The organism is Salinarchaeum laminariae (assembly GCF_023204835.1).
Lineage (GTDB): Archaea > Halobacteriota > Halobacteria > Halobacteriales > Salinarchaeaceae > Salinarchaeum > Salinarchaeum laminariae.
The window spans coordinates 1,297,423-1,310,706 of sequence record NZ_CP096270.1; the positions used below are offsets into that span (position 1 = coordinate 1,297,423).

The window sequence follows — 13,284 nt, forward strand, 5'->3', positions numbered from 1 at the left end:
CGATGTCGTAGGGAAACGACGGGTATCGGGCTGTCCGGTATGTGTATTTGGGCCGGAGCCGACGGGGGGTATAGATATACGCTGCTGAGTACCCGGTGGTCGCCGGGGACACTGGCAACGCCGGTTGCCGGGCGTCCCTCGCCCGATCGCGACGAACGCGCTGCCGGTGGAAATCATCTCTGTGGCAAGACGCAGCTACTCAGTGGGTTAATCGACAGTAGCCGTCGCCTCGTGGCGTGGAAATCGCGTCTTACCGTCAGCAGGATCGGTGAAGCGATCCCCCTCGTAATGAGGCCGTAGGCCGTGGATGGGTGACATGGCTTCGGCCCTCCCACCATCCACCCGCCTCCGTCGTGAGTCCTCCCGCTCGCGTCAGGATCCCTGCTCACACCAGGGCCAGCGATTGCGAGCCGGCAGTTCGATCCGGACGATCGATGCCCCGCTCGCGCTCGATCTCGTCGTCTTCACGATGGGGGTCCTCGGTTTCGCCATCCTCGCTGGACTGCCGGCTGTCGTCTCGTTCGTTTCCACAGCGACCGACTCGATACCGCTCGGCCGCTTCGCCGCGGAGTCCCTCCAGTGGCTCACGATCCCGGGTACCGTGGGTCTCGTGGCAGCTGCTGGCGACGGCGACGTCGAGGCACTGATCGAGGGGGTCAAGCGGGTCGCCGACGGCGAGTACGACGTCGCGTTCGACCTGGACCGTGAGGACGAACTCGGCCAGCTCGCGCGCGAGCTCGACGACATGACCGACGCCGTCGAGGAGCGGGAGGCGGCACTCGAACGGGAGATCGGCTTCACGGACGACGTGCTCGATGCTCTCGACGACGTCTTCTACGTGTTGGCTCCGGCGGGCGAGTTCAGAGAGTGGAACCAGACGCTCCCGGCCGTCACTGGCTACGATCCCGAGGAGGTCGCTTCGATGCGTCCACTGGACTTCTTCGAGGACGACGACGTCGACACGATCGCCGAGGCCATCGACGAGGCGTTCGAGACCGGCACCGTTCACGTGGAGGCTGACCTCCAGACGAAAAACGACGAGTCGATCCCCTACGAGTGGGTCGCGACGCGCCTCGACGCGCCCGACGGCACGCCGGTCGTCGCTGGCATCGGGCGGGACCGATCCGAGCGAACCCAGCACGAACGCGAACTCCGTCAGAACCACCGGCGGTTCGAGGCGGTGTTCAACGACCCGAACCTGCTCGCGGCCATCGTCGGTCCCGACGGCAGGGTCGTCACCGTGAACGAGCAAGCGCTCTCGAAGATCGACGCGGAACAGTCTGCGGTCGTCGGAGAGCCGTTCTGGGAGACGCCGTGGTGGAACGGTGACGAGGCCTTGCAGGACGAGATCCGCGACGGCATCGACCGGGCTCTCGATGGCGAGTACGTGGAGTACGAGGCCGAGCACACCGGTCCGGGTGTCGAGGAGTACACCAGTGCGGGCACGATTCGTCCGGTGTTCGACGACGGAGAGGTCTCGTCGCTGATCGTCTCTTCGCGGGACGTGACAGAGCGGATCGCCAGCGAGCGGGAGCTTCGCGAGCGTGAGCAGGCGCTCCAGCGGTACCGAGAGTACACCGACGCGATCATCGACTCGATGGACGACCTGATCTACGTCGTGGGTACGGATTTCAGGCTCCGCCGCTGGAATCGCCCGCTCACGGAGCAGACTGGCTACGACGACGACGAAATCGGCCGGATGCATCCAAGCGAGTTCGTCGTCGATGAGGACGTCGAGCAGATCGTCGGCGCGGTGCAGGAGACGTTCGAAACGGGCTCGGCACGCGCCGAGGCACGAATTCTGACCAAGGATGGCGAGGCGATCCCCTACGAGTTCCTCGGCTCGCTCCTCGAGGACCCGGAGGGCGAGCAGGTGCTCGTGGGCGTCGGTCGGGACGTCTCCGAACGCGTCGAGCGCGAGCGGGAACTCCAGCGAACGAAGTATCTGCTGGGGCAAGCCCAGCAGATCGCCCACGTGGGCGGCTGGGAGCTCGACGTCCGCACCGAGCCGTACACGTTCGAGGCGACCGACGAGTTCTACGCAATTCATGGCGTGCCGCCCGACGAGACGGTCGACTTCGAGAACGTTCTCGATCTCTACCATCCCGACGACTGGGATCGGATCCAGCGCCTGATGACCGATGCAATCGAGGACGGCGCCGCCTACGACATGGAGGTGCGGCTCTCTCCAAACGGCGGTAACGATCGCTGGGTGCGAGCAATCGCGGAGCCGGTGATCGAGGACGGTGACGTCGTCGCTCTGCGTGGCTCCGTCCAGGCCATCACGGACCGAAAGGAGCAGGAGCTCCGGCTTCAGGCACTCCACGACGTTGCGCGTGGACTCCTCGAAGCCGATGCCACGTCTGCGATCGCCGATCTCGTTCTGGACGCCGCGGTGCGGGTCCTCGGTCTCCCCTGCGTCGCGATCTACCTCGTCGACGAGGACGCCGGTCGGCTCGAGCCCGCGGCGCTCTCACCCGAGTTCCGTTCGGTTTGTCAGGATCCCGACGCCGGCTACGCTGCTGAGAGTGGGTCGGTGCTCTGGACGGCCTACGTCGGTGGCGAGGTCATGTCGGTCGACGAATCCGACTTCGAGGGATCGCCGATGATCGTCGGCGACGCAAAGAACGGTCTGATCGTCCCGATCGGCGAACACGGCGTGTTGCTCGCCGCGTCGGGACAGGACTCCGTCGACGCGGACGATCGGCGCGTTGCGGAGACGCTCGTGGCGGCGATGGAGGCGGCCCTTTCTCGTCTCGACACCGAGGCTGCGCTCCGGGAGAACCAGACGCAACTTGAGGCCCAAAACCGCCGGCTGCGCAGGCAGATCCAGATCACCGAGATCATTCGCCGCATCGATCGGTCGCTCGTCGTCGCCAGCACGCGCGACGAGATCGAGTCTGCAGTCTGTGAGCGCCTCGTCGAGAGCGACGACGTCAGGTTCGCGTGGATCGGTGCATTCGACGATCAGAACACGTCGCTCGTCCCCCAGAGCTGGGCGGGCGAGGGGAACGAGTATCTCGACGCGATCTCGCTCTCCGTGGAGGAGCCAGCGCCGGACCCCGCCGTTCGCGTCGCCGCAACGGGCGAGTCCGCAGTCGTCGGCTCGGTCGTCGAGTCGGTCACGGCCGAACAGTGGCGCAAGCACGCGCTCGTCTGGGAGTTCTCTTCGGCACTCGCCGTGCCACTCGAACTCGACGAGTACAGCTACGGCGTGCTCGCGGTGTACGCCGCCGAGCCGGGGGCCTTCGGCGAGCTGGAGCGCACCGTCTTCGAGGAGCTCGGCGAGAGCATCGCGAACGCGATCAGCGCCGTCGAGGCCCGGCGCGCCCTCTACGCCGACGAGTTCGTCGAGCTCAGGCTGCGCCTCGACGGCGACGAGGAGTTCCTCGGCCGCGTCGCCGCGGAGTCCGGTGCGACGGTCGACTACGTCGGCCTCGCGACGCACGCCGACGAGGAGTCCCGGCTGTTCTTCGAGACCAGGGACGCCGAGCCCGCCGCAGTTCAGACCGTGCTGGATTCGCTCCACGCCGTGACGACGTATCGAAGAATCGGCGAATCGGGCGGATCGACCCTCTTCGAGGCGACCGTCGTCGGGACGGTTCTCGCCGCGCGGCTGGTGAACCGCGGCGGCGTCCCGCGCGGGATGACCGCCACCGCCACCGACGTCGACGTGGTCGTCGACGTGCCCACGGCCACCGACGTTCGAGAGTTCGTCGACACGCTCCGGGAGCGCTACCCCTCCATCGAGCTGCTCGGCCGACGAAACGTCAGCCGGGACGTCCAGACGCGCCAGGAGCTCGTCGCCGGCCTCTTCGACGAGCTGACCGAGCGCCAGCTGGAGGTGTTACGGACGGCCTTCTACGCGGGCTTCTTCGAGTGGCCACGGGAGTCCACCGGCGAGGACGTCGCCGACTTGCTGGACGTCTCGCAGCCGACGGTCAACCGCCACCTGCGGCACGGAATGGCGCGGCTCCTCGCGCAGCTCTTCGAGGAGGAGCCGACGGCGGTCGCCCCCGCGTAGCGAATTTTCCCCGCCCCGATCGGCGGTTTCTTCCCGTTGCCGACGCTCTCCGCAGTATGGACGACGATCTCATCGACGACCGCGATCTTCCGCCGGAGCGCCGGTCACTGCTCCCCGGCGAGGGCTTTTTCATCCCCGACTCCTTCGAGGAGGAGATCGAGGCACAGGAAGCTGCAAACGCACTCGAGGGCGTCTCCGTCGCCGTCGTCGCCGATCCTGACGCCGACGGGCTCGCCTGCGTCGCGCTCCTCCGGGAGGTCTACGGCGAGGCAGCGCTGGTCCCTGCCAGCCCGCACGACCTCGAGGACGGGATGGCGTACGTCGCGGAGTACGGCGAGGACGACATTCGCGCGTTCGTCTGTGACCTCTGCCCGGATCGCTTCGAGTACGTCGAGGGGGAACTCGGCGACCTCCTCGCGACCGCGAGCGAGGTCCGCTGGTTCGACCACCACCAGTGGGACGACGACGTCGCCGCGTCCGTTCGCGACGCTGGCGTCGATCTCGTCGTCGGCGACTCCGACGAGGAGTGTACCGCCGACGTCGCGCTCCGCTCGCTGGACTACGAGTTCCCCGACCATCTCCGCGAACTGGCCGAAGTCACCCGTGATCACGACCTCTGGATCAAGGAGGACGACAGGAGCGACGACATTTCTGACTACTCCTACTGGGTCGACGAGGCCGAGACCTACGTCGAGGTCGTCCGCGAGCACGGCCCCGATCTCCCCGAAGAGACGATGACGATGCTCGAGGAGCGCCGCGTCGAGAAGCAGGATCTGATCGAGCGCGCGCTCCGCCGCGCCGAGTTCAAGGACATCGGCCCCTGGACCGTCGGCGTCACCTACGGCCGCTGCTCACAGAACGAGGTCGCGGAGGGCATGCGTGAGGAGGGCGCCGACGCGTCCGTCATCGTCAAACCCTCCGGCCCGGCGTCGATTCGCGGCACCGAGGAGTTCCAGCGCGCCCACGAGGTCGCGGGCAAGGTCAACGGCGGCGGCCACCCGAAAGCTGCGGGCTGCAAACCCGACGTCTACGACGACATGATGGACTACGCCCACCACTGGACGACCCAGGGTGCCGTGACGAAGCAGGCGATCGTCGATGCGTTCCGGGAGGTGGCTGACGAGGCCGAGGCCGAAGACGACGAAGCAGCAGCGGATTCGGACGACTCCTAGACCGCCGATTCTTCTGACGACCGTTTCTGGCCGCCGCGCCGCCGGCTACCGCGAGCCTTGACAGACCACAGGGGTTTCGCGCGATTCGACAGATAACTTTCGGGTGGGAATGGAAGGGGCCGACCGCTCGTGGCTTCCGACGACGTAAGCACCGCAGGCGAGCGCCAGCGAGCCGAGGAGCGCAACGAGTCAGAAGCCGCGAGCGGGAGGGGGCTTCCAAACGAACACTGCCATACTGGAAGGACCCTGTTCACAGCGCGATTCGGTAGAAAACTTATGCCAGCCACGTCAGTTGGCTGTCGTATGCACAGGTCCCCCTCCCGACGAGCGTTCGCCGCGCTCGCCGCTACCGCCGTCGCCGGTTGTCTGAGCGTTCCGAACCGCCACGCCTCGAACGACGAGCCAGCGAACGAGAGCGACCCTGACGACAACTCTGGTCTTCGCGATCGCGTTCAGACGAACTGCACCACGTCGATGGCGTCGCCGGATCCCTATCCTGACCTCCAGATCGAGTACGACGACGTTCCCGAGGACGCTGGCGTGGCGATGTGCGTCCAGGCTGTCCAGCCGTTCACAGATGATTCACCGGCCAAGATCGCCGTGGAGTTGACGAACGTCAGCGATTCGTCGGCGACGTACGGTTTCGGAATCAGTCCGCCATGGGGCGGCGTGTTCGCGGAGCACGTCCAACAGGAGGCGACGCTCATTTTCGTACCAGACTACCGCGAACATGTCGGAAGCGAGGGGTTGATTCCGCAACGGGCGACGGACGGCTGCTGGCGGGCTCAATCGCTCTATAGCGGCGAGGACATCGGTCTGACTGCCACCGTTGATCCCGCCGAGACGATTCGAGAGGAGTACACGATCCTGGCGGCCGAAGGGAGCGCGTGCCTCACGCAGGGCACATACCGATCCGAGGAAGCGCACTACGACCCGGTCCCGGACGCCTGGGGTTTCGATATCACGCTGTCGGCGTGACCGCATGCACCGGTTCACTGTTCTTCGAGCGGCACGCGCTCACAAACGTCGTCGTACGATCGATCGCTCGATACGATCGGATCACCGTCAGCGGCGACCGCGTGCAGTGCATCGAATGGGGTCAGTCCTCGATCGCTCACATAGCTCGCGGCTGCGAGCACACGCTCCTCGTCGCCACGGACGTCCAGAAGTGCACTCGCCTCCGTCACTGTTCGCTCAACGTTTCGTTCCTCCCGGTATGCAACGAGCATCAGTTCGATCAGCGTGAGGTATGAGGTCCAGAGGTCGTCCTCGTGCTTCCTGAACACCCGTTCCGCCGGTTCGGAGAGCCAGTCGTCGTCTTTGATGAGCGCAAGCAGAAAGTCAGCTTCCGCGTACATCACTCGCCTGCGTCGTCGATTGCGCTCGATCTGGCGTCCTGTCGGAGTTCCTCGACGGATTTGTCCACGTCGGCGAACTCCTCTCGGAGTGCTGCGAGTGGATCCTCCGAAACTGGAAGCAGAACCAGCTGCTCCCCCCGTTCGACGAGCCGGAACTGATCGCCGTACTTCTCGCGAAGCTCCTTCGGGAGGTAGATCCGCCCGTCAGTTGCGTCCACTTCCATAGGCGTCAGTAGCTCGCCATCACTGATAAGGATTCACCAAAATATGGTGATTTTTGGAGAAAAACACTCTATTTTGGAGACGGTGAGCCCCCACCCCTCGCACCCACTCTCCTGTCAACCACCTCGCAAAACCATTATGCTCTATGCCGTGCCAGCCCTCAACACGATGACCCGAAACCCCTCCCACGTCTCGGAGTGGGCGTCGTTCGTCGGCGAGCGGGTTCCATCGGAGTACGAAGAGGGTGACGCGTCGGGCCGCCGCGCAGAGTAGGATCCTCGCAGTCGTCGACGACCGAACGCCGTCCCCCGAGCTCGATCGTTCCAGTACCGCTCAGGCGATCTCGTCGTACTGCTCGGAGAGCTTCTCGGCAGCGTCGTCCATCAGCTCCTGCTCGTAGCCGTCCAGTTCCCACTCGACGATCTCTTCGACGCCATTGGCACCCAGCTTGACGGGGACGCCGAAGGCGGTGTCGTCGTAGCCGAACTCGCCGTCGAGGACGACCGAGCACGGCAGGACCTCGCCGGTGTCGTTGAGGATGGCCTCGACGGTGTGGGCGACGCCCGTTGCCGGACCCCACTGCGTTGCGCCCTTGCGCTCGATGACGTCCATGGCGGACTCCTGTAGCTCGCCGAGGATGGCCTCCTTCTGATCCGCGTCGAACTCGGGATCCCGACCGTCGACGCGGAGCTTCGAGAACATCGGGACCTGCGCGTCGCCGTGTTCGCCGAGGATCGTCGCCTCGACGTTCTGGACCGGCGAGTCGAAGCGCTCGGAGAGGACGTACCGGAACCGTGCGGAGTCGAGCCGGCCGCCGAACCCGATCACCTGCTCGCGCGAGCGGTCGCCGGTCTCGTAGAGGTGGCGGTTGAGCAGATCGACGGGGTTGGAGGTCGTCACCGTGACGAAGTCGTCGCTGTGATCGGCGAGCGAGGACTCGATGTCGTCCATGATCGGGGCGTTGTCGCCCGCGAGATCGATGCGTGTCTGGCCTGGCTGGCGCGGGATGCCGGCCGTGATAACGACCACGTCAGAGCCCGCCGTCGCGGCGTAGTCGCCCTGCCGGACGCGCGTATTGGAGTCGTAGGCGATGCCGTGGTTCGCGTCGGCAGCCTGGCCGATCGCCTCGTCCTCCTTGTCCGGAATGTCTACGAAGACGAGCTCGTCCACCACGTCTCGGAGCGCGAGGGAGTAGCCGGCTGCAGCGCCGACCGTTCCCGCCGCGCCAACGACGCTCACTTTTGTCATACCCACGTACAGCTTCTCCACGTCCCGTGTTAACGGTGTCGCCGATTCTCGTCATCACGTCGCCTCTCGCCATTCCGCTTCCTTCCCTCTCTTCCCTTCCCGATCGCGCTCGGGCCCGCCAGCGCTCTGGAGCCACGGTCGGCGCGCTTTTCATGCTCGAACTCCTGTTCGGGCACATGAGCGACGCCGACGACGCCGGGGCCGACGACTCCGGCTTCGACAAGGAAGCCGAACGCGAGCGCCTCCGCGAAAAGTACGAGGAAGAGCAGGCTGACCGCGAGGCCGCCCAGCAGATGAGCGACCTGCTGCTGAAAGGAGCGACGATGACGAACTCCCACTGCGGCCGCTGTGGTTCGCCGATCTTCCGCCAGGACGACCAGGAGTTCTGTCCGAACTGCAACGTCGCGGCAGGGGACAAAGCGGACGCCGCGGCTACCGCGAACGAAGCCGCCACCGCGGACTCCGCTGACGCGGCCAGCCGGGACCAGCCCCAGGATGCCCAGCAGACCACCGACGCGAGGACCGATCCCGAGGCGGAGCTGGCCGACGTCATCGCCGGCGAGGAAACGCCGGACCCCGACTCCCAGCCCGTCGAGACCGGTGGCACCTCGATCGCCGAACGCGCGGCGGAGTCGGTCCAGTCCTCCGAGCAGCCGTCTGCACCGACACAGTCGACGGCGGGCTCCCCGAACGCACAGAGTAAGACAGCTGCTCCCGCCTCCGAACAGCCCGCCACGCAGCCGACGCCCTCGACGGGCGAGAACGCGAGCCTCGCCGACGCCCAGCAATCGCTCCTGAACGCGATCACGCAGCACGCCCGCGCGGCAACCGACGCCGACCCACGGACCGCGACGGAGCACCTCGAAGCCGCCGGCGAGGCCGCCGAGGCGCTTGCGACGATAAGCTCCGAGAACTGATCGCCGCGGCTCGCTGTCTCCGTTCTCTGGCCGTTCGTTCTCTCAGGGACACGTAGCGTCCACAAATTCGTCGGGCTCGCTACCCTGCCGTCTGGGTTCCGTTGCGCCGCTGGCGACCGACACGAGCATCGCCTGCCCGCCATATCCGTGGGTCTGGTCGTGGCCACGAACCACGACGCAGCCGGCGGCTTCCGGGATTCCGACCGTCGCCGAGCGGGTGAACTCCTCCGTTCCGTGTGCGTGGAGTAGCTCCCGACGACCCAGCTGCTCGCCGTCGAGCGTCTCGACCTGCCACCAGTTCGCGTAGCCGTCCTCGCCATCGTCGTCGTGATAGAGGGTGACGTCGAAGCGGTAGGATCCCTCGCCCTCGGTCTCCACCGCGACTGCCGTGACGTTGGCCTCCTGGAGATCGAGGTCGGCGTCTTCGGTTCCATCTGAATCGCTGCCGCCGGTGGGGTTGTTCTCGTTTCCATCGCTGGTACCGCTGCCGTCGGATCCATTCTCTGTCGCCTCGTCGTCACTGCCACCGTCGCTCGATCCGTCGCAGAGACAGCCGGCAAGCCCGGCAGTCACCGCCGCTCCACTTGCGAGGACGGCTCGTCGCGTCGCACGCTCCATGGGTCTCCTTCGCGCGCCGCCACTATGAGAAGTCGGGGCCAATCGAAATCCTGGCGGTACCTACCGGCCGGTTTTTGCACACCTCGCTCGCAGAAACTGCTCGCAACGGTCCTACCCAGTGTACTCGCTCTCGACGACCTCGAGAATCCGCTCGACGGTCACCTGGCCGACGCCGTCGACCTCCAGCAGCTCATCCTCGTCAGCGGTCATCACAGCTCGGACGCTCCCGAAGTGAGCGAGCAGCGATCGCGCCGTCACGGGACCGATCTCGGCGATCGAGGCCACGACGTACTCCTGTTGCTCGCCGAGCGTCTTCGACTGCTTCTCGCCGTGGACCGACACCTGCCGATCGCGATCGCCCTGCTCGCGGCCGGCGATCGTCGCGAGCAGTTCGACGGTCTCGTCGGGATCGTCGCTGTGCATGACCGAGAGGCCGTAGTCCACCGCCAGCGAGGTGAGCGCGCCACGGATCGCGTTGGGATGGACGTCGCGGCGCTCGTAGACGCCCTCCCCTTCCAGTATCACGACCGAGCGCTCGTAGTGGCGGGTGAGATCGCCGGCCTGCTCGAACAGCGAGCGGTCGCTCCCGAGCAGCGTGTCGAGGAAGTCCCCGACGGTCTTGCGCTCGACGGCGACCCGGTCCGAGCAGACGTAGTCTCCGACGGCGAGCGTTTCGAGACGCGTCTCGATCTCGTCCTTGCGCGAGAGGTCCCGCGCGATCGTGGATTCGAGCTCGCGCTGGTCGATGACGACCTCGATGGAGTCGGCTTCCGGATCCGGCGCCGCGACGGTGCCCTCCGATTCGGCGTCGTCCGACGACCCCTCGCCACCTGCCTGCTCGCCGCTGGCTCCTCCCCCGTCGGAATCGGCGGTATCGGCGCCGCTACCCCCGTCTTCGTCCAACCCCTCTGTTTCACCTGTGGTTTGTGATTTGTCACCATTTGGCACACCTCCACGGTCCGAGCTGTCTGCCGCATCGAACGAACCGAGAGCGGCCTGTCCGTTGCCTGTCTCCCCGTCGCCATCGTGCGGTTCTCCGCCGCTACTGCCGCCGTCAGACGCGCGTCTGACGCTCTCTGTCGCCGATTCGTCGGCATCGTCGGCCGTCTGCCCTGCGTCAGACGCCGGTCCACCCGAAACAGGGGTTGTCTCGGGGGGTTCGCCCGCATCATTCGTCCCGGCAGTAGCACCCGTTTCAGGCGTCGTACCGGGCGCGTCGCCGGTCGCGAATGCGTCGAGCCCGGACTGCTCGAGGCGGGCGTCGAGCTCGTCGGTCATCTCCTTGAGATCGGTGAGCTCCGCTTCCATCTCCTCCTCGCGACGTTTGGCGATCCAGAAGAAGGCCTCGTCGCGGGTGTCTTCCGCCAGCAACACGATGACCTTCCCCTTCGCCTGCCGCCCGGTCCGTCCCTTGCGCTGGATCGAACGGATCGCCGTCGGCACGGGCTCGTAGAACAGAACGAGGTCGACTTCCGGCACGTCGAGCCCCTCCTCGGCGACGGACGTGGAGACGAGCACCTCGAACTCGCCGTCTCGAAAGGCGTCGAGCGTCTCCTGTTGCTCGTTCTGGGTCATCCCGTCGGAGCCCTCCTTGTCGCCCTGGCCGACGAACCGGCGCGTGTCGAAATGGTCGCCCAGGAACTCCGTCAGCACCTCCGCGGTGTCCCGGGACTCCGTGAAGACGATCGCGCGCTCGCCGTCCTCGATGCCGAGCGTCTCCGCGATGCGCAGTCGGGCTTCGGAAAACTTCGGGTGCCGCCCGTCGAACTTGTCGACGCGTCTCATCGCTTCTTTGACGGTCGGATCGGAGACGAACCGCTGGCTGGCCTTCGAGGCGCCCGAGGATCTGGCCTGCTGGCGCTGGCGTTCGAAGTAACGCTCGACGGCCTCGATAGACTGGGTCTCGACGACCTCGTGGGCGCGCCGAAGCTTCATGATCTCCGCGTGGATCGACATGCCCTGGTACCCCTCCGACTTGTCCTGATCCATCAGGTCCGTGAGCTTCCCGCGAAGTTTGTTGAGGTCGCGCTGTGAGAGGTCGGCGCTCCGCAGTTTCGTCACGCCGAGTTCTCGGAGCTGCTCCAGCCGTTCTTCGATCACGTCCGCGAGCGCGTCCCGAATCTCGATGAGCTCCTCTGGCAGCTCGACGGAGTCCCACTCGACGTCGGTGTCGTGCGTGAACGCGTCGACGTCGGCGTCGTCTTCGGTCATCACCTCGACCTGCCGGAGCCCGAGATTCGCACAGACCGTCAGTATCTCCTCCTCGTCGCCGCCCGGCGAGGCGCTCATCCCCGTGACGAGGGGCTGTTCGGCGTCCTCGTGGTAGCGCTCGGCGATGTACACGTAGGCGTACTCGCCGGTGCCGCGGTGGCACTCGTCGAAGGTAAGGTGGGTGACGTCCGCGAGATCGATCCGGTTGCCGATAAGGTCGTTCTCGACGACCTGGGGCGTCGCGATCACGACGGTGGCGTCCTCCCAGAGTGCGGCGCGGTCGTCCGGCCGGACTTCGCCAGTGAAGACGACGATCTCCTCGTCGGGAATTTCCAGCGCTTCGCGGTAGAACTCCGCGTGCTGCTCCACGAGGGGTTTCGTCGGTGCTAGCAGGAGGGCCTTCCCGCCGACCTCGTGAAGTCGGCGTGCCGTTACGACCAGCGAGACGGCGGTCTTGCCCAGGCCCGTCGGTAGGCAGACCAGCGTGTGTCCGTCCATCGCGCGGCCCGCGAGCTGGAGCTGGTAGCGTCGCCGCTCGAGCACGTCGTCGACGAGCATCGGGTGCTCGATCGACGCCACCGTCTCGCCGTCTGTCATCGTGTTCGATTCGCCGTCGGCGCGCAAAAGGGTTCCCGTACCTCGGTGGAAGTGGTCTCGAGGCAACAGCCTTCGGACACGTTCCACGAACCGCTCCAGCGTCCGCGCCGGAGCGATCGCTTCTACACGAGACGGTACATCAGCGCGCAAGTGCAAATCCCCGGAACGGCGGCGAACAGGTATGCGAGCGCACTGTTCGCACCGAACAGATCCCACCCCGCCAGCAGGAACAGCATGAACACGAGAGCTGCCGGTACAATGACGATGCGAAACTTCAGATCAGCATCGGCAAGATCCTCGAACGTTCCCATCGATACCCCGAGTTGTGGGCCGCAACCGTTACTATCTGCCGAATTCCGATGGAATTATTCAAGGGGCCGTCTCCCACCTGTGCCCGACGGAAGCGACGGCCCCCAGCACGGACCAGCACAGGGTCCTCGCATTCGGTCAGGATCAGCTACAAGACGGTCCACGCCGAAGCCAACACGTGCCACCTTCGCACGTCCTCGTCGTCCTCGACGGCTCGCCGAAGGCCGAGGCCGCCCTGGAGCACGCTCTCGCCGAGTACGACTGCAAGATTACGGTGCTCAACGTCATCACGCCCGTCGACGCGGGAATGAGCGAGGGGTCGATCCTCGATCCGGACGACGACCGCGAGCAGGCTGCCCGGGAGCGCGCCGAACGGCTCGCCGCCGAAGCCGACGCGACGGCGCCGACCGTCGAGCCGGCGGTCGTCTCCGATACCCCGGTCGACGCCGTCGTCGACTATCTCGCCGATCACGACGTCGATCAGGTCGTCCTCGGCGGCCACGGCGGCCCACGATTCGAGATCGCGGAGCGGCTCCTCGGGACGGTCGCGACCGACATCGAGGCGGCCGCCGACGTTCCGGTGACGGTCGTTCGCGAGTAGCCACTAC

11 protein-coding genes are annotated in these 13,284 nt (G+C 66.2%); 5 read left to right on the top strand and 6 right to left on the bottom strand.

Annotation, left to right across the window (positions count from 1 at the left end; all coding sequences use genetic code 11):
* Window positions 1–316 precede the first annotated feature (316 nt).
* The 3 genes from MXF70_RS05895 to MXF70_RS05905 all read left to right on the top strand — a co-directional run bounded on the left by MXF70_RS05895 (window position 317) and on the right by MXF70_RS05905 (window position 6,174).
* Window positions 317–4,024: a PAS domain S-box protein gene (locus tag MXF70_RS05895; RefSeq protein WP_248518073.1), complete on the top strand. Its 3,708-nt coding sequence runs from the start codon at window positions 317–319 to the stop codon at window positions 4,022–4,024.
* A 56-nt stretch (window positions 4,025–4,080) separates the two neighbouring features.
* A complete protein-coding gene (locus MXF70_RS05900) occupies window positions 4,081–5,196 on the top strand; it encodes a DHH family phosphoesterase (RefSeq protein ID WP_248518074.1) in 1,116 nt (371 codons plus the stop codon).
* Window positions 5,197–5,499: 303 nt separating this feature from the next.
* Window positions 5,500–6,174 carry a hypothetical protein gene (locus MXF70_RS05905; protein ID WP_248518075.1) on the top strand — a complete coding sequence of 225 codons (675 nt, stop codon included), beginning with the start codon at window positions 5,500–5,502 and terminating at the stop codon, window positions 6,172–6,174.
* A gap of 14 nt (window positions 6,175–6,188) precedes the next feature.
* On the opposite strand, the gene MXF70_RS05910 is transcribed toward MXF70_RS05905, so the two are convergent.
* From MXF70_RS05910 to mdh, 3 genes are all read right to left on the bottom strand, one after another.
* Entirely contained in the window at window positions 6,189–6,554 is a 366-nt protein-coding gene (locus tag MXF70_RS05910) for a type II toxin-antitoxin system VapC family toxin (protein WP_248518076.1), read from the bottom strand.
* Window positions 6,554–6,778, bottom strand: a complete 225-nt coding sequence (locus MXF70_RS05915) for an AbrB/MazE/SpoVT family DNA-binding domain-containing protein (protein WP_248518077.1) — start codon at window positions 6,776–6,778, stop codon at window positions 6,554–6,556. Before MXF70_RS05915 ends, MXF70_RS05910 begins: the two co-directional genes overlap by 1 nt.
* Before the next feature lie 331 nt (window positions 6,779–7,109).
* Complete coding sequence (gene mdh, locus MXF70_RS05920; RefSeq protein ID WP_248518078.1) at window positions 7,110–8,024, bottom strand: malate dehydrogenase; 915 nt, start codon at window positions 8,022–8,024, stop codon at window positions 7,110–7,112.
* A gap of 176 nt (window positions 8,025–8,200) precedes the next feature.
* Between mdh and MXF70_RS05925 the strand changes: the two genes are divergently transcribed.
* The gene (locus tag MXF70_RS05925) at window positions 8,201–8,941 is read left to right on the top strand and encodes an Sjogren's syndrome/scleroderma autoantigen 1 family protein (protein WP_248518079.1); all 741 of its coding nucleotides are present in this window, start codon (window positions 8,201–8,203) and stop codon (window positions 8,939–8,941) included.
* 42 nt (window positions 8,942–8,983) lie between these two features.
* Here the strand turns inward: MXF70_RS05925 and MXF70_RS05930 are convergent, their stop codons facing one another.
* From MXF70_RS05930 to MXF70_RS05940, 3 genes are all read right to left on the bottom strand, one after another.
* Window positions 8,984–9,559: a hypothetical protein gene (locus MXF70_RS05930; protein WP_248518080.1), complete on the bottom strand. Its 576-nt coding sequence runs from the start codon at window positions 9,557–9,559 to the stop codon at window positions 8,984–8,986.
* Window positions 9,560–9,670: 111 nt separating this feature from the next.
* Window positions 9,671–12,367: an ERCC4 domain-containing protein gene (locus MXF70_RS05935; RefSeq protein WP_248518081.1), complete on the bottom strand. Its 2,697-nt coding sequence runs from the start codon at window positions 12,365–12,367 to the stop codon at window positions 9,671–9,673.
* Between the two features lie 122 nt (window positions 12,368–12,489).
* Window positions 12,490–12,678 (bottom strand): hypothetical protein, encoded by a 189-nt coding sequence (locus MXF70_RS05940; RefSeq protein ID WP_248518082.1) that lies wholly within the window; start codon window positions 12,676–12,678, stop codon window positions 12,490–12,492.
* A 176-nt stretch (window positions 12,679–12,854) separates the two neighbouring features.
* Here MXF70_RS05940 and MXF70_RS05945 point away from each other — a divergent pair, with 176 nt between their 5' ends.
* Complete coding sequence (locus MXF70_RS05945) at window positions 12,855–13,277, top strand: universal stress protein (protein WP_248518083.1); 423 nt, start codon at window positions 12,855–12,857, stop codon at window positions 13,275–13,277.
* Window positions 13,278–13,284 lie beyond the last annotated feature (7 nt).